Source organism: Pseudarthrobacter chlorophenolicus A6 (assembly GCF_000022025.1).
In the GTDB taxonomy this organism is placed as follows: Bacteria; Actinomycetota; Actinomycetes; order Actinomycetales; family Micrococcaceae; genus Arthrobacter; species Arthrobacter chlorophenolicus.
The window spans coordinates 3904809-3922465 of sequence record NC_011886.1; the positions used below are offsets into that span (position 1 = coordinate 3904809).

11 protein-coding genes are annotated in these 17657 nt (G+C 62.5%); 2 read left to right on the forward strand and 9 right to left on the reverse strand.

The window, feature by feature from the left end; translation table 11 throughout:
- Positions 1–320: 320 nt before the first annotated feature.
- Genes ACHL_RS17665 through ACHL_RS17675 form a run of 3 tightly spaced genes read right to left on the reverse strand, consistent with a single transcriptional unit; the run spans position 321 to position 3972 of the window.
- The gene (locus ACHL_RS17665) at positions 321–2504 is read right to left on the reverse strand and encodes a glycoside hydrolase family 3 N-terminal domain-containing protein (protein WP_015938676.1); all 2184 of its coding nucleotides are present in this window, start codon (positions 2502–2504) and stop codon (positions 321–323) included.
- A 45-nt stretch (positions 2505–2549) separates the two neighbouring features.
- Positions 2550–2942 (reverse strand): C-glycoside deglycosidase beta subunit domain-containing protein, encoded by a 393-nt coding sequence (locus tag ACHL_RS17670; protein ID WP_015938677.1) that lies wholly within the window; start codon positions 2940–2942, stop codon positions 2550–2552.
- Positions 2932–3972: a sugar phosphate isomerase/epimerase family protein gene (locus ACHL_RS17675; RefSeq protein WP_015938678.1), complete on the reverse strand. Its 1041-nt coding sequence runs from the start codon at positions 3970–3972 to the stop codon at positions 2932–2934. Before ACHL_RS17675 ends, ACHL_RS17670 begins: the two co-directional genes overlap by 11 nt.
- Before the next feature lie 292 nt (positions 3973–4264).
- On the opposite strand from ACHL_RS17675, the gene ACHL_RS17680 reads away from it, so the two are divergent.
- Entirely contained in the window at positions 4265–5761 is a 1497-nt protein-coding gene (locus ACHL_RS17680; protein WP_015938679.1) for a GMC oxidoreductase, read from the forward strand.
- 96 nt (positions 5762–5857) lie between these two features.
- Here the strand turns inward: ACHL_RS17680 and ACHL_RS17685 are convergent, their stop codons facing one another.
- The 5 genes from ACHL_RS17685 to ACHL_RS17705 are packed head-to-tail and all read right to left on the reverse strand — an operon-like array spanning position 5858 to position 12189.
- Positions 5858–7498 carry a DUF5597 domain-containing protein gene (locus tag ACHL_RS17685; protein WP_015938680.1) on the reverse strand — a complete coding sequence of 547 codons (1641 nt, stop codon included), beginning with the start codon at positions 7496–7498 and terminating at the stop codon, positions 5858–5860.
- Positions 7498–9033, reverse strand: coding sequence for a family 43 glycosylhydrolase (locus ACHL_RS17690; RefSeq protein WP_015938681.1), 1536 nt, complete (start codon positions 9031–9033; stop codon positions 7498–7500). The genes ACHL_RS17685 and ACHL_RS17690 overlap by 1 nt, the downstream gene beginning before the upstream one ends.
- The gene (locus tag ACHL_RS17695; protein ID WP_015938682.1) at positions 9030–9866 is read right to left on the reverse strand and encodes a carbohydrate ABC transporter permease; all 837 of its coding nucleotides are present in this window, start codon (positions 9864–9866) and stop codon (positions 9030–9032) included. The genes ACHL_RS17690 and ACHL_RS17695 overlap by 4 nt, the downstream gene beginning before the upstream one ends.
- Positions 9867–9872: 6 nt before the next feature.
- On the reverse strand, positions 9873–10832 hold the full coding sequence (locus ACHL_RS17700) for a carbohydrate ABC transporter permease (RefSeq protein ID WP_015938683.1): 960 nt from the start codon (positions 10830–10832) through the stop codon (positions 9873–9875).
- Between the two features lie 34 nt (positions 10833–10866).
- Entirely contained in the window at positions 10867–12189 is a 1323-nt protein-coding gene (locus ACHL_RS17705; RefSeq protein WP_157672503.1) for an ABC transporter substrate-binding protein, read from the reverse strand.
- Between the two features lie 267 nt (positions 12190–12456).
- Here ACHL_RS17705 and ACHL_RS17710 point away from each other — a divergent pair, with 267 nt between their 5' ends.
- Entirely contained in the window at positions 12457–15759 is a 3303-nt protein-coding gene (locus ACHL_RS17710) for a glycosyl hydrolase (protein ID WP_015938685.1), read from the forward strand.
- Positions 15760–15823: 64 nt separating this feature from the next.
- Here ACHL_RS17710 and ACHL_RS17715 read toward each other — a convergent pair whose 3' ends face one another.
- Complete coding sequence (locus ACHL_RS17715) at positions 15824–17413, reverse strand: MFS transporter (protein ID WP_015938686.1); 1590 nt, start codon at positions 17411–17413, stop codon at positions 15824–15826.
- Between the last annotated feature and the right edge of the window lie 244 nt (positions 17414–17657).

The window sequence follows — 17657 nt, forward strand, 5'->3', positions numbered from 1 at the left end:
TGTTAGCTACTAGTAAACCTTGTTGCACCAGAGTATCCAAGCTGACATTTCATGCGTCGGGCGGGCAGGTTAACTTGATGTTTCCCCGGACGCACCGTTTTGCGGGCCTTCCCGCCCCGGGGCTTGGCGCATCAGAGGCTTGTTCGCGGATCAGAGCCTTGAAGAGTCGGGTTGTGCGAACAGGCCCATGATTCGCGGGCACGGCGCCCATCCCGCGGTCCCCATCCATGGCGAACTAACCTGCGGGCACAGCAAAGCGGCGGCCGTCCCGGAAGGGACGGCCGCCGCTGGGAAGGACAAAGCCGGGAGGCCGGTCACTCTTAGGAGACGCGGAGCTCCACAACCTGCGAGCGCTCCAGCCCGCCGCCCACATGGATTTCGAAGGTCCCGGCCTCCACGGCGTACTGGTCCTGGTTGTCCCAGAAGCCGAGATCCTGCCAGCCCAGCTCAAAGATCACTGTTGTGGACTGGTCCGGGTCCAGGGTTGACCGAGTGAACGAGCGCAACCGGCGGACAGGCTGGGCCAGCGACGCCACCAGGTCCCGAATGAACACCATGGTGACTTCGTCCCCTGCCACCGCCCCGGTGTTCGTGACGGAAACCGACACTTCAACTGATCTCCCCGCACGGAGATCGTCCAAGGAAATACTTGCTGGAGTCACGCTGGCCCCGCCGTGCTGGAAGGTGGTGTAGCTGAGGCCGTGCCCAAACGGGAACTGCGGTCCCAGTTCGAGGTCCCTGTACTTGGACGTGTAATGGTCATCCGTGTTGCCGGGACCCAGCAATCCCACGTCGAGGGCGCCGCCGTCGATCGTTCCGGAAATCGTGGCCGGGCGCCCAGTGTTCTCGTGGTCGTAGTAAATGGGAACCTGGCTGGAAGACCTGGGGAACGTCATGGGCAACCGCCCGCCCGGGTTCACTGCGCCACTCAGGGCACGGGCCACGGCGCGCGGGCTTTCCAACCCCGAGTGCCACGCTTCCAAAAGCGCCGGTACAGCATCGATCCATGCGGCGGTAACCAGGGGCCGCCCATTGAACATGACAACGGCCGACGGCGTGCCGGTGGCAGCCACAGCAAGGATCAGCTCTTCCTGGGCACCGGGAAGCCTGAGGTCGCTGCGGGAGTTCGCCTCACCTGACAGCGCCGAAGGTTCCCCGACAGCAACTACGATCGCGTCGAAGTCAGCACCGTCAGCCACGGCCTGGGATATCGATTCGGACTCACCACCAAAAAAGCCCGTGGCGTCCCTCACGGTCAGTTGCCACTCCGGGCATTCTTGCCGAATCGCATCGGCCAGCGAGTCCGCGGGTTCGGCAAAGGACTGTACCCACGCACCGAGGTGATCAGTGCTGTTGGCGTAGGGCCCCACAAGGAGTACCCGCTGTGGAGCCGGGCTAAGGGGCAAAACGGACTCGTTCTTGAGCAGGACCAGCCCCTTCTCTGCAGCGGCCAGCGTAGCCCGGCGGCTGTCAGGGGACGGCACCGTCACCTCGTGCTCGGGCGCCCGGTACGGATTGGCGAACAAGCCCAGCGCAAGTTTCAGGCGGAGGACCCGCCGGACCGCATCGTCCACGCGAGCCACTGGCACGTCATCCGGCCCAAGGCGAGCGCCGCCGTCGGCCGTTGTGACGTTGCCGCCCATCTCAACGTCCAGGCCGGCCGCAAATGACTGCCTCAGCGCGTCCTCCATATCCTCGGCAATGCCATGGTCCAGCAGATTAACCACACCGTCGGCATCACCCACCACAACGCCCTCAAAACCAAACTCGTCCTTCAGGATGGAGGTCAGCAGGTGGTGGTTGGCATGCGCCGGCCGCCCGGAAACTGTATTGAAGGCGGCCATGACCGTGGCCACGCCCGCGTCGACAGCAGCCCTGAACGGGTCCAGGTAGACGTTGCGGAGCCGCTGGCTGGAAACATCAACAGTGTTGTAGTCCCGTCCACCTTCCACCTGGCCGTAGGCCACAAAGTGTTTGGCGCACGCCAGTATGGAACCCGGATCACTTAGCGATTTCCCTTGGTAACCGCGCACCTTCGCCGCTCCGAACACACTGTTGACGTAGGCGTCTTCTCCGAAGCCTTCAACAACGCGGCCCCAGCGAGGATCCCGGGACACATCGATCATGGGCGAGAACGTCCAGTTGACTCCCCCGGAGGCCGCCTCCTGCGCTGTGACGCGGGCATCCACCTCGGCGGTGGCCGGATCAAAGCTGGCTGCCTGGGCAATGGGTACCGGAAAGGTTGTCCGCTGTCCGTGGATGACATCCAACCCCACCAGGAGCGGTATGCCATGGGGCGTTTCCTCACGGGCAATACGTTGCAGCTCATTGGTGGCGCCGGCACTGCGCGGCCAGAAGATGGCTCCGATCCCGCTGCGGACCAGCTCTGCAGCATCCTCCAGCCGCGGACGGAAAGCTATTTGGAGTTGGGCGAGCTTCTGTTCCCACGTCAGGGATTCCAGGAGGTTTTCCACAAGCTCGTGGTGTGCCGGCGCCAATGTCACCGTTGGTCCTTTCGTTGATGGTGGACATCGCGCCGGCTACGGCGGTCAGTCCCGGAGTGCCAGTACCTTTTGGTCGGCGCCACCGCCCGGAACGGGCATGTAGGAGATCCTCAACCGTTCACGTACCGCCACGGAGTGCTCGCCACGCCCCAGTCCGCCTGGCTTGTCCACGGCCACTGTTGCAATTTCGCCCATTTCCCAGCGGTCATCGAAGATCCCGGGGAGGTCTGCCAGTTTGTAGGTATTTCCGTGGACGGTGAGGGATACGGCAGAGGCCGGGGCTGTCTCGCCGTCGACGGTGACCTGCACGTCCTCCACCATGGAAAGCCCTAAACCGCGGTAGTACGGAAGCCGCACCCCAAGCTGGAAGCCGGTGACGTCGTCACCCTCAACCACGTTGCGGAGGGTGTCCTCAACGATCATGTACTTATCGAACACTGTGACCTCCCTGGGCAGAGGCGCCTGCGGCGACCCCCTCGTCTTCACCGAGCAGACGCTCAAACATCCGGTGCTGCCGGCGGACCTGCTCTACGCTGTCCACCTCAAAAATGTCCTGGATATGCCTGTTGCCTTCGTACTCGCTGGAGAGATAGCCGTTGTATCCGCCTTCAATCAGCACGGGGATGATTTTGTCGTAGGGGATGCTGTATTCCGTACCCTCATCGGTCATCTCGTAGAACTTCGCCTGGATGTGGTGGATCAGCGGCATGTGCTCCAACATCACCCGGGGATCATTCCAGGTGAGGAAAGTGGAAAGCCGGGCGATGCCCTGCTCCACCGGGTTGGCGCCCATGTAGTTGAAGGTGTCCATGAGCCCGTGCACGTCCCCGCGGCTGTTGTACGTTTCCACCGCGAGCTCCACAAGATGGGGCCTGGCTCCGTCCCGTAGCGCCCGGTCCGACATAACCCGGGGGAAACGTTCAACGAACGTGCCCATGTCCGGCATGAAGCCCAGAGCCGGAGACTGCAAGCGGTGCATGACCTCCAAATGCCGGATCACCCAGGGGTGCTCGTAGTGGAAGGGCGCATGCACTTCCAGAAGCAGCTTCAGGCCCAGCTTCTCAGCGTAGGAGGCGCACGCTTCCATGACCTCCGGCGGCGTGTTGATGATGGCCCGGACGTGCTTGGCGCCCATTCTCTTGGCGATGTCCAGGTCCCTGCGAACGGACTCCGTCATCTCGTCCAGGGTCATGACCCGGCCGGGATAGCGCTTGGTATCCAGGAAAAGGTCCGTGGCCACCGTTGTGGTTCCGTACTTTTCCATCCAACCGCCCCACGTGCGGTAGAAGGCTTCGCCGGGATCCGGATACCCGGTCATGGATTGTTCGGGGATGATCTCGATCCCCAAGGCCCCTATGGTCGCGGCCTCGCTGACACAGTCCTCCAAGGACATCTTCTTCAGGAAGCACTCTTCCTGGTAACTGTAGAAACTGACTCCACGCTTGATCTGATGGGCGGTACTCAACACCCAGCTCCTCGTGTTTGGCGCGCACTGGACGCGACATTTCGCACCGACCTACGACGGGCGTAGTCCAACGCTACTGGCGGCATCCTGCAAATGGCAGTGGCCCCAGGATCAGGAACCCCAATGCCGCTCATCCACAGATCGAATGACTGCCGGAGGCCCTCCCAGGACATTCCACCAGTTAGCGTTTTAACAGGTGCCTGCATCGACCACCGCGCGTACTGCGCGCTGATGCTCCCGGGCACCGTGCCGCAGGTTCACGCGCCGGGCACTGAGTGATCCGTGAAGGATTCCCGTGAAAATCCATGAGTACGACGCCGTCATTGTTGGCAGCGGTCCCGCAGGCGCCGCCTATGCCCGAACCCTCCACGAGGAGGCTCCGCAGCTGCGGGTCTTAATGGTGGAAGCCGGCCCGTCGTTGTCCAAACCACCAGGTTTGCACGTCAAAAACCTGCCCGATCCGAAAGCTCGGGCGGCCGCCCAACTGGCATCGCAAGGACCGGTCACCTCCCTCAACCCCGAGTCCCCTGTCCCCGGCCCCGGACGTCCAGGGACTTTCCTTTTGCGGCCGGACGAACTGGCTCCCCTGGCCGGAATGCCGGCGGCCGCCATGTCCAGCAACGTCGGCGGCATGGGCGCCCACTGGACCTGCGCTTGCCCAAGGCCCGGAGCATCCGAGCGGATCTCGTTCCTGGACGACGGAACCCTTGATGCAGCTCTCGGAGAGGCCGAACGGCTTTTGTCCGTCACGTCGGAGGCATTCGCTGACGCTCCCTTCTCCGGTGACGTCCGCGACCGGCTCAAACGCGCTTTTCACCGCACTGGTGCCGCAGCCATCCAGCCCATGCCACTTGCCGTGCGAAAGCATCCTGACGGCACCATCACATGGTCCGGGACCGACGTCGTCATGGGTCCGCTGGCTGAACCGACAACGCGCGGTGACTTCTTTGAGCTCCGTGCCCAGACGCTGTGCCAACGGGTGATGCTCGACGCCGGACACGTCACCGGAGTCGAGTTGAAGGACCTCACCAACGGTACCGTGACCCAGGTCCATGCCCCTGCAGTGGTGGTGGCGGCCGATGCCCTCCGCACACCGCAGCTCTTGTTCGCCTCGGGCGTGCGGCCGCGGGCTCTGGGCCGGTACCTGAACGACCAGCCGCAAGTCATCAGCGCCGTGCGTTTACCGGCCGATGTTGTTCAGTCAGGTGCCGGAGAGGCCGCTGCCGGTGCCGCGGTGCACAGCGGTGTTTCCTGGGTTCCCTACACGGACGAGGAACCGTTCCACGGCCAAGTGATGCAGCTTGATGCATCCCCTGTGCCCCTCGCTGAAGACGACCCCGTGGTGCCGGGATCTGTCATTGGACTCGGCTGGTTTTGCGCGACGGAAACCGTGGAAGAAAACAGGGTGGAGTTCGATGACACCAGCCTGGACCACTACGGGATGCCCCGCATGACCATCAACTACAACCTCACGTGGAAGGACCTCCGGGTCATCGAGCAGGCCAAGGAGGCGGTGACCCGCGCAGGCAAGGTCCTGGGAACTTTTCTGGATGACAGGCCGCCTTTCCTCCTCCCCGCAGGTTCGTCGCTCCACTACCAGGGGTCGGTCCGGATGGGACAGTACGACGACGGCCGCTCGGTATGCGGTCCGGACAGTCAGGTGTGGGGTACCGAAGGGCTTTATGTGGCCGGCAACGGCGTGATCCCCACTTCCACCGCCTGCAATCCAACGCTGACTTCGGTGGCCCTCGCGGTCCTGGGAGCACGGTCACTGGCCCGGAGTATGCACTAACCCGGAAAGTCCCACGGCCCCCAAGAGCGCCGCAGCAAAAGGGCGGGTCCACCATAGTGTGGTGGACCCGCCCTTTTGCTGATCTTGCAGGCAGTGTCAGTCCTGGCCGATGCTCAATAACCGGATACGCGAAGCACTGATCCGGTCACTTTGCAGAACCTGGAGCCGCTCGTCACCGTTCAGAAGCCGCCCTTCCTCCCAGCCTTCGGGTGTCAGCCGAAGTTCCAGCACTGAATCCACCTCCAGCGCTGAATCCGCCTGGTGGAAGTCGAACAGCGCACCTTGTCCCACCACAAGGAACTCCAGAGGGCCTAGCTGGATCACCAGCCCGAAGGGGCGGTTATCGCCAGGAGTGTGGCCGTGGGCTGCTCCTTCTGTCTCGCCCGGCAGCTCCGGAGGTGGCGGCAGGACTACGCCTGCGTCAAGGAGCATCGCCGTGTAGAGCTTGGCTGCATTACGAATGCTGACGGTGATGCCTCCGAAACCGGCATCCACCCCGTCATCGTCCTGCTCCAAGGCGAAACCGAAGATACGTCCGTCACGCTGGGCATCAACGATGTCCCTGGTCAGGGACAGAATCGCACGGCAGGCTTCGCCGTATTGATTGCCCGGGCGGGCATCTTCCAGCCCGAAGACGTGGTAGCCGAAACCGCCGAACCGGCCTACCGCGAGAAAAGCATCTCCGGCCCTGAACCGGGCTTCCGGGATGAATAGCGGATTCCCTGGAGAAGCGTATTGCTCCATGATGTCAGCGGAGTTGGGAACATAGATATCGGGAGCAAGGAAGTCGAGGGACGGGGCAACAGCCTGCCACACCGGCAGCACCCTCGCCGTCGGCCCGCCACTGGGATAGTTGCCCGGCAATTCCTGTCCCGGCTGCGGTCCGATCCAAGCGTTGGCGTAGGCCGGGATTCCCAAGATCTCCTTGCCCGCCGCGGCGAGGCCCCCTACATAGCCCGCAAAAGCGCATGCCATGAACACCTCGTCAGCTACAGGATTCCCGTCGCCGAAATGCGCCTCCCAACTGGCTTCGGAGGTAACGATGGGCCTGAGAACGTCTGCCAATGATGGGTCAAAAGTGCCTTGATCATTCGCCAGGGCTTTTCGGAGAACTTCCGGCACTGGAGAATTCCATACTGCAAGGGCAGCGGCCGATCGGTCCCTCCCCGCGCCAAGCAGTCCCACCTCGTTCTCCACTTGGACCATGATCACCGTGTGCTGTGGGTCGGCCTCGACAAGGTGTTTCATGAGTCGGCAGTACGCGGCCTTGTCGGCTTCAAACAGATCGTTGGAAAACACCGACAGGGTGGGACGCGGCATCGAGCCTTTATATGAAAACGGGGTTCGCATGGGTTCCGCTCCACGATCGGCACGGGGGAAACGTGCGGTATCGCGTCGGACCCACGATGGCGCGTAGGTGGATGAGGCATTCTTGAAGGCACCGAACCAGATGATCACCAGCCGCAGTCCGGCCGTTCGGGCGTCTTCCAGCAGCCCGTCCACGACGGAGAAGTCAAAAAGGCCTTCCTCTGGCTCCACTTGGTCCCACGCCACTGTTGCAATGACGGAGTTGGCGTTGGTGGCCGCGATCTTCTCCCATAGGGGCGCCATGTAGCGACGGTCGGAAGAACTGGAATTGTGCAGCTCGCCGCCTATGCAAAGAAACGGCTCATCATCAACGATCAGCCGGGCATGGTCCGCGGACCGTTCCAGCCTGGGAAGGCTACGGATATCCATCAGTCCTCAATCACTCGGTATTGAAAATTCCTGAACCGCACTTGGCCGGAGCCCGTCGCAAACAGGGCTGGTCGCAGGCTCAGAAGCTCGCCGGCCGTGTTGGTGTTGTAGCCGGACATTTCGTAACGCAGCCCGTGGCGGGTCCAGTTGATCCCATCGGTGCTGTAGTACTGCGTGACGATGTGGGCGTCATTTACCATCCGGAAGTGGATTGTTGACGCCGCAGGTGCCGGCTCCCGCCAGTAAGGAATGTTCTTTCCGGCGCGGTAGCTCCACAGCCGGTCCCCGTCATGGCCCATCCCGCAGAACAGCCGGTCACTGTAGTAGAGCAGCAGCCCGCCCTGGGCGCCGCCGGAAAACTCCGCTTCAACAGTGACCTCGTAGCGTTGCTCTCCCACGATGCAGGTCAGGGGCGAACTGTCTGAAGGATCACTGCCGCTTGCTGCGAGAACCAGGCCGTCGTCGATCGAAACCCGCGAGTACTCATCCTTGGCAGGGGCATGGAATGACCACTGGATGCCAAAGCGGGCTTCCGCAAAGTCGTCCGAAAGCTGTATTCCGTGACCTGTTCCTCCAGCTGCGGAAGCACCCGGCACAGGTGCAGGCAGGGCCTTGGAGAGATCACCTCCGGCTGCACGGGGCCAGCCGTGTTCGTCCCATTCGATGGGTTCCAACAAAGTCTGGCGTCCCAGAGTGGTGAACCCATTTTCATAGGCGTGATACATGCTCCACCATTGACCGCCAGGACCTTCAAAAAGCGTGGCGTGCCCCTTGCTCCACCACGGCTCGGCCACATCCCAGGTACGGATGATGGGGTTCGCGGGGCAGTCTTCCCAAGGCCCGAGAACCGAGCGCGAGCGGGCCACCGTCACCATATGCCCGGTGGGCGGACCGGAGGTGCCGCCCACCGCCGTTGTCAGGTAGAACCACTCGCCGCGTTTAGCGAGTTTGGGTCCTTCCAGAGCGTAGGCCTCGGTCACCCAATCATCCGGGTAGCGCCAGCCATCGTAGACATGTTCCAAGGGTCCGTCAGTGGACAAACCGTCCGGACTCAGGCGGACACGGCTGACCCCACTCAGGAACAGGTAGCGGTTGCCGTCCTCGCCCACCACGTGTCCGGGATCGATATGCCCGTTGATTCCCAGGTTGACCGGTTCGCTCCACGGTCCGGCCATGGATTCGGCATGAATGACGTAAATCTGGGCTGGAGCCCCCGGATCAGGCGACACGGAGGTGGGAATAACGGGAACGTAGATGTAATACCGGCCATCAACCTTGCACATGTCCACTGCAAAGACGTTGCCAATGGGTGTGGGCAACGCGGGACCCAGGGGCCGCCAATTGAGGAGATCCGTGGAGTGCCAGATGATCAGCCCGGGAGTGGACTCGAAGGACGAAAACGTGAGGTAGTAGTCGTCCCCGTCCCGCAGGATGGCCGGGTCCGGGTGGTCGCCGGCAAAAACCGGATTCAGGTAGCTGCCGTCGCCCAGATCGGCGCGACGCTGGCCTTCTGTGAAAACCTCAAGCGGGCTCAAGATTTAACGCCTCCTGTGAAGCCTTGGATGAACTGTTTCTGTGCCACCAGGAAGAACGCCAGGATGGGGATCATGGAGATGATGATGGCTGCGAAAATCACGTTCCATTGCGAGACGCTCTCCCCCACGAAGTTGTAGATCACCACCGGCAACGTCACGGCGTCCGAGCCGTTGAGAAAGATCAAGCCGGTAAAAAAGTCGTTCCAGACAATCAGGCCGGTGAAGATCGCCACGGTGCCCGTTGCGGGCGAGAGAAGCGGAAAGATGATTTTGCGGAACACGGTGAACCGGGATGCTCCGTCTATTTGTGCGGCTTCTTCATAGTCCCGGGCGATGCCGTTGGTGAACCCCATGTACAAAAAGATGGAGATGGGCAGAAGTGCGCCCGCATACATGATGATCGTTCCGGCGTGGGTGCCCACCAACCCGACGTTCCTCATACCCACGTAGATGGGGATGATGGCGGCCTGGGCCGGCAGAACCATCGTGACCAGGATGAGGCCCATGGCTGCCTTGCTCAGCTTGCCTGTCCGGCGGCTCAGCGTATACGCCGAGATGGAGCCTACAGCTACCAGCACCAGCACGCTTCCGGCCGTGATGATGATGCTGTTGAGCATCCCATCCATCAAGGTTGCCTGGCGTCCGCCGCGGATGGCTTGTCCAAAGGCATCCAAAGTGGGGTTGGTGACCAGCTGCATCGCCGACGTCGTGAGTGCGTCGTTGCCGTTCTTCAATGCCAGGTTAATCAGGAAGTAGAACGGAAGCAGGAAGATCAGGGCAACCAGGATCAGCAATGCCTCGCGAAGCAAAGTCTTCTTCGTGTAACGGAACATGATCGGTTAACCTTTGGAACTCGTGCGGAGGAGGAGGCGCTGGGCCACCGTGAGGATGATGATGATCAAGGACATGACCAAGGCGAGCGCGGCACCGAAGCCGAAACGGCCCATGACGAATGTTTCCTTGTAGATGGTCACGGCGAGGGTTTCCGACGCACCGTAGGGTCCGCCGCCCGTCAGTGCCTGGATCTGGTCGAACACCCGGAGGCCATTGATCAGCATGAGCGTCATGGCAATAACCACGGAGGGCATGATGGCCGGAAGCACCACGTAGTTGAATCTCTGCCACAGGCTCGCTCCGTCGAGGGAGGCTGCCTCTTCGAGTTCGGGGGAAACTGTGGCCAGGCCAGCAAGGTACATCACCATCACCAGTCCAACGTTCTGCCAGACCATGACTACGATGATGGCCGGTAGGACCGTGGATGGGTCACCGAGCCACGTGCGTTGCAGTGATTCCAATCCAACGGAGCGGAGGAATTCGTTCAGCGGGCCGTCCTGCTCAAAGATGAACTTCCAAATGTAGGACGTAGCCAATGAGCTGAGCACCACGGGCGCGAAGATCAGGGTTCGGATGACGTTGCGGGACTTGACGGTCCGGTTGAGGCCCAGTGCAAGCAGCAGGCCAAGGACGTTGGTTAGAACCACAAATGAGATACCGATGATGAAGGTATTGATCAGCGCTGCGGTGGTGGGGCCGCCGTCGGCTATTGCTGCGAAGTTTTCCCAGCCGACAAACTTCCACTTTCCCAGGCCTTTCCAGTTGGTGAAGGCGAAGAATGCTCCAATGGCGCTGGGGGCGTAGTGGATGAGCACCAGGGCCAGGAGTGCGGGGGTGAACCACCACCACGTTGCGAAGCGACGCTCCGTGCTGCGTTCGCTTTTGCGGCTGTTCTGTTTGCTGGAGCGGGGCGGGCGCCCGGTGACCCGGGCACCCTCCGCTTTATGCTCAAGTTGTGCGGTCATGGGAAGTTCTTCCAATCAGGTTCGACGCCGTGGGCTAGGCGCCGCGGTCGTACTGCTCGTCCATGGTCTTCAGAACCTGGTCAGGGGTGGCCTGCCCGGTCAGAAGTCCCTGGATGCCGGTACCGAGCGAGTCGTAGACGCCGCTGTTGGGCCAGAGGTAGTTGGGCTGGGTGACGATCTTTTTCTCGGGCTCAGAGAAGTACGGTTCCAGCAGCGGGAACTGCTCGGGCACGGTACCTGAAAGTGCCGAGGTGACAGATACGTTTCCGTTTGCTTTCGCCAAGGCATCCTGATTGGCGGGCTGGGCCAGGAATTCCAGGAACTTCAGGGTGGAACCCTTGTGCTTGCCGGCAGCGTTGACGGCCATGGCGTTGCCCGGGCTTGCGATCAGCCGGCTGTCTTCAGCCGTTTCGCCAGGCAGAACAGCTACATCGAAGGATCCGTCCTTGACCTGCGCCCGGAGTGCGGCAACAGCGCCGGCGGGGGCGAATGCTGCCGCCACCTTGCCCTGGGCAACTGACGGGAAAAGCTGGTCAAAGCCGGCACCCGCGGCACCGTCCTGGTAGCAGCCGGCGTCCTTGAACTTCACGATCTGCTCCAGCACCTTCTTCCAGTCCGAGTCAGCGAAGGTGGTTTCCTCCTTGGCGCGTTTGGCGTCCCACTGGGGGTCCTTGGCGTAAACCAGTGATGCCGCGAGTTGCATTGCCTGGAGGCCCGTGTTGGCGCCGGAGGTTCCTGCCACTGCGAAGTACGACTTGCCGGCTGCCCGCGCAGTCTTGCACTGGGTGATCAGCTCATCCAGGGTGGCGGGTTCCTGGAGCCCAAGCTCCTTCAAGACACCCGTGTTTTGAAGCATGGTGATCGGTGCGAGGTCGGCCGGAACGGCAAAGACCTTGTCGTCGTCGTAGTACAGGTTCTTGGCGGAAGCGGGGATCGCGTCGGCTGCCCACTTTTGGTCCGTCAGGTCCTGCAGGTAGCCTGCCTCGGCCAGCGAGGCGAACGACTGGTTGTTTCCCCGCCCTGCCGTGACGTAGAAAATGTCCGGCGCGTTGCCTGCCTGGAGCTGGGTGCGCATGGTCTGACCGTGCTGGTCATTGGGCGACTCCACCAGCTTGACCGTGATGTTTGGGTTCTTGGCCTTGAAGGCGTCGATCAATGTCAGGTAAGGGTTTCCTGCGCCACCACCTGTAAAGGCAGGGGTTGCGAGGGTGATCTCAACAGGGCCGGTTTCTTCAGCGATGGGTGCGTTGCTGTTGGTGTCGCCCCCACCACAGGCGCTCAACGCCAATGCGGTAACGGATGCCAGTGCCGCAACGGAGAGAAACCTCCGGCCAGCCGGGCTTGGTGCTTTCTTCATGATGTGGCCTTTCATGACGTCGTTGTCCTGACCATCTAGTGATCAGTGGATTCGAGCCTTGCGTCAGTTTGTGTTTCCTGGATCACAAGCTGGCTCCTGTCATTCAAGGTAGGGCAGGCCAGAGCAGCCATGGAAATAGTTATCGTCTATGCTCACCATCTTCTCTCTGCATGCCTGGTTCCTCCCACTGGCAAATGCCTGCGTTTAGGCTGAATCCGGATGCTCCGGCCTGAGCCGCTTCCCCACCCACCACCAAAGGATGTTTCCGTGAGCGACGATGCCACGCCTGCCCTCCCGTCAGCTGCCGATGCTTTGTTTCCCGGATTCGCGGACCCACCCGTCACGGCCCGCCCCCGGGTGTGGTGGCACTGGATGGACGGAAACATCGACCCCGCTGGGATCGTCAAGGACCTTGAGTGGCTTTCCTCCTCCGGCGCAGGTGGAGTCCAGGCCTTCACCGGTTCCATGGGCATCCCCCAGTACACCCGGGAGCGCGTCTCTTTCCGTTCCCCGGCATGGCAAACGGCCATCTCCTGCGCGGCGTCCACTTCCACCAGGCTGGGACTGGAACTGGCCGTGGCCACCTCCGCCGGTTGGAGCGCGACGGGCGGGCCTTGGGTGGCACCCCACGCCGGAATGAAGAAGCTCGTTTGGAGCACCACGGCGGTGACCGCCGGCCAGCCGGCACTGCCCCGGTTGGCCGTACCGCCGTCGGTATCCGGCCCTTTCCAGGACGTCCCCTTCGGAGCGATCCGCAATGATCCCGTTGGCGTCCCGGAGTTTTACGACGACGTGGCGGTACTGGCATTGCCCCGGCGCGGCGGACACTTCCAGCTGACGCCTTCACGGGTGGTTGCCAGTGGTACCACTTCCGGGGACCGGCATCCTGAATCCTTGGCCGACGGCACGTTCTGGCCGACGGCGGAGGTTGTGGCAGCCTCCGGCACTACATGGATAACGGCAGAATTCGATCAGCCAACGCACGTTTCCTCGGTGCGTGTGGGGCTGCCGGCCTCGCGTGGTTTCGGCGTAGCGCCGGCCCCGACAGCGCATGTGGAAGCCAGCACCGACGGCGTCACGTTCAGCAAGGTGGCTGATCTCCCGGCATCCGGGTCACCTGTCCGGTCCGCAAGTTTCCCCACGATCACAGCACGCTGCTTTCGGCTGGTCCTGGAGACCGGAAAAGGCCACGAATTCCCCCTGGTACAGGGGATAAAACCACTGCCTTTTGCAGCTTCCAAGGGCGGCGGGACGTTCAAGGTTTCAGCTTTCCAGCTGTTCTCCGGCGGGCGCGTGGCCAGGTCGGAGGAAAAGGCCGGCTACGCGCCCGTGCCCGATTACTACGCGCTCGACGGCAGGACTTGCCATACGTCCGACGCCGTCCAGCCGCAGGACATCATTGATGTCACCGCGTTCCTTGGACCCGATGGAATTCTCGACTGGACACCGGACAGCGGAGATTGGACCATCCTGCGGTACGGGTATTCCCTGACCGGGCACCTCAACGCCCCGGCCCCCGTTGACGCTACCGGCTTGGAGGTGGACAAGCTGGACGCCGCTTTGGTTACCCGGTACTTCAGCGATTACCTGGGTTTCTTCGAAGAAGCCCTCGGCAGCGGCCTGGACGGGGTGTCTGCGCTGCTCAGCGACAGCATCGAATCAGGGCCCCAGAACTGGACCGGTGCCATGCGTGCCGAGTTCATGAAACGCCGCGGCTACGATCTGCTGCCGTGGCTTCCTGCCATCAGCGGCATCGTTGTTGGCAGTGCGGAACAAAGCGATTCCTTCCTGTGGGACCTCCGGAAGACCATCTCCGAACTCCTCGCGGAGAACCACTATGGAACCATCGCGGACATCGCCAGGGAACGGGGCCTGACGTATTATGCGGAGGCTTTGGAGGACCACCGGCCGCAGCTGGGCGACGACGTCGGGATGCGTTCCTACGCTGATGTTCCCATGGGTGCCATGTGGTGCTACGAGCCGGATAAGGGACCCCAGCCCACCTACGTTGCCGATCTTCGTGGGGCCGCGTCGGTTGCCCACGTGTACGGAAAGGCAGCCACCGGGGCAGAATCCATGAGCGCCTTTGGCAAACCGTTCGCTTTTGCACCCCGGACGCTCAAACCAATCGCGGATCTGGAGTTCGCTTTGGGGGTCAACCTCCTGAACATCCACACTTCACCCCATCAGCCCGAGGCAGTACCCAAGCCCGGAGTCACCCTGTCGCCTTACCTTGGACAGTCCTTTACCCGGAATGAGACCTGGGCGCACGCGGCAAAGCCGTGGCTCGATTACCTGGGCCGCTGCAGCTACCTGCTGCAGCAGGGTATTTACGCCGCCGACGTCGCCTACTTTTACGGTGAGGAAGCGCCCGTCACCGGCGTTTTCGGCGATACCGCCCCCGAAGTCCCGGCAGGCCACGGCTTTGATCTCATCAACCTGGACGGGCTGCTCAACCACGTCACCGTAACGCCCGCTGGCGGCCTTCTCACCACTGGCGGCACCACCTACCGGCTCCTTTATCTCGGAGGGACCAGCCACCGGATGACGCTCCGGGCGGTTCGGCGACTCATCGAACTGCTGCAGGACGGAGCCCTCGTGGCCGGATGGCGTCCCGAACGCTCCCCCAGCCAAAGCGACGACCCCGCTGAGTGGAGTGCCGCCGTCGACCTTCTTTGGGGCGGACATCCGGGCTTGATTGACCTCGCGGGGGTGGCTGCAGAGGAGGGCGTGTCCACTGCGTTGGCCCGGGCGGGGGTGGAGCCCGACTGGGTTATGGAGGCCGCGGCGGCAGCAAACCTGCCCGTCATCCACCGGCAGTTGCCGAACGCAGAACTGTATTTCGTCAGCAACCAGCGCGAACGTGCCGAACAGGTCAGCGCCTCTTTCAGGGGCACGGCGACCGCCGCCGAATGCTGGGATCCGGTGGCTGCTTCCCGGACTCCCATCGCCTTTCGCCCGGAGGCCGGAAGAACCGCAGTGGAGCTGCAGCTGGAACCGTTCGGTTCGGCCTTCGTCCTCCTGCACAGGACCGGTGGGGCAACTGTGAATGTCTCCGATACCAGCGAAGAGATTGCCGCAGCGCACACGCTTGAGGGCCCTTGGGAAGTGACCTTCGACGGCGATGGCCAGGATCCGTCCGCCCTTGTGATGCCGGGCGTGGCTCCTTGGGCCGGACCCGGGGCCGACGCCCACGGGCCCGACGTGACCGGCTTCTCGGGGACAGGAACGTACCGCCACACTTTCTCAACCGATGGGATTCTGACCGGACCCGGCAAGCGGCTTCTGCTGGATCTGGGCGGGGTGAGTGAACTGGCTGAGGTCAGAGTCAACGGCAGCACTGTGGGCACTTTGTGGACCTGCCCGTTCCGCGTCGACGTCACAGACGCGATCCGGGCCGGCAGCAATGAGGTGGAAATAGCTGTGACCAATACCTGGTGGAACCGGCTTGCCGGCGATGCCGCAGAGGGGAACTTCGCCCGCCCTGCGGCCTCCATCTTTGAGCCGGATGCACCAACCATGCCTGCTGGCCTTCACGGCCCGGTGCGGTTGCTGGTCCTGGACGACTGACCCGGAAAGGCCAAGTAAAACGCCCGTTACTCCGCAACACAAGGCGGCGGAGTAACGGGCGCTGCTACTTCAGGTCTCTATGGTCCGCCAAACGCTGCTCCGGCATGAAGACGGACAGCAGAACACCGACCGCGAAGATGCACGCCAGCAATCCGAAGATCGGCAGGAAGGCGTCGGTGTAGATAACCGCCACCCCGGCCTGCAGATTTGCCGGCAACTGCTGGACCGCCTGCGGATCAGTGATGGTGGAAGGTGGGACACCCAAAGTATTCTCAGCCGCACTCTGCGCCAGCATGGCGGCGAAAAGGCCTCCGAACACCGCAGTGCCCACCGTGACCCCCAGTTCACGCAGGTAGCCGAGGGAGGCGGTGACGCTGCCCACCACCGAGTGCGGCATGGCATTTTGCGCCGCCACGACAGTGATCTGCATGAAGCTGCCCACGGCCAATCCCAAAAATGCCAGCAAGATCCCCACTACGGGCAGCGGGGTACCGGGCTGCAGGAGCCTGAGGCCAATGGCTGCTGCAACGGCCAAAGCCGAGCCTGCCAGGGGGAAAATCTTGTACCGCCCGGTACGGCTCACAAGCCACCCGGTGAGGTTCGTTGAAACCATCATTCCCAGGACCATTGGCAGGAGAATCATTCCGGCCACGGAAGCCGAGGTGGAGTACACCATCTGCACGTAGCTGGGAAGGTACGCCACCACGCTGAAGAGGCCGGCACCAATAACCAGGCCCAGGCCGGCCGCATTGACCACGGGCCAGCTCTTGAACATTTTCATCGGAATCAGGGGGTGCTTGGAGCGGATCTCCACCACCACGAAGAGCACGCCGGAAATGGCCGCGACCGCGCCGATGGTCCAGAGAATGCCCGCGGAGATGCCCGGCTCGGTGCCCAACGAGACCACAGCCACCAAAGAACAGGTGAAAAGAACCATCAGGAGGGTCCCCGGCCAATCGACGCCGCCCGAGCCACGTGCGGTTTTCAGACGGCGAAGGGAAAACGCCATGGCCAGGGCCAAGAGACCAACGGGAAGGTTGATCCAGAACACCCACCGCCACCCAACGGTGTCAGTGATGGCGCCGCCAACCAGGGGGCTGATCACCGTGGCAACGCCGAACACCGATCCCAAAGGGCCGAGGTATTTGGCTCTTTGCCGTGGCGGTACGAGGTCGGCGATGATGGCCGGTGGGAGAACACCCAGCCCTGCTCCACCCAGCCCCTGGATTCCCCGATACAGGGAGAGCTGGAACATGTCCTGGGCGAAACCACACAAAACGGAGGCGCCGAGGAAGATTGTCAACGCAACCATGAGGAGCAAAGGCCGGCCATAGCGGTCCCCCAGCCGTCCGTAGACAGGCATGCCGACAGTCATCGCCAGCGTATAGGCCGTGATGATCCACGCCATGTGGCGCGCACCGTCCAACTCACCCACCACAGTGGGAAGCGCAGTGGCCACGATCGTGTGGTCCAGGGCGCCCAGCAACACGATGATCAGCAACGCTGCGTAGATCGGGCCGACCCTTAACGGGGGTGGCGGCTGGGCTACTGAATCGGACGGCGTGGATGGACCTGTTTCCGCTGTCACGCCAAGGGCAGAAGAACCATCCACATCGTCCGGGATGGTGGATGGGGACACGTTTGAACGGCGCACCGCAACCTCGTTCCGGGAGAGCCGGCAAAGGCGGCTCGATACCGGCCAGATGCGCGCCCGGAGGAACGTTGACCCCCAACCGACGGGCCCAAGAGCCCCGGTATCGCAACGAATCTATCATCGGCGCGGGCCGCAATGCCGGGTGCTCCAACATCGGAATTCGCGATACTCCGCATACCCCGGAACTATTTCCGCAGCCCCCTCTCCCCCGCGTTTACTGGAGGAAATCTCAACGAAGAGGAGA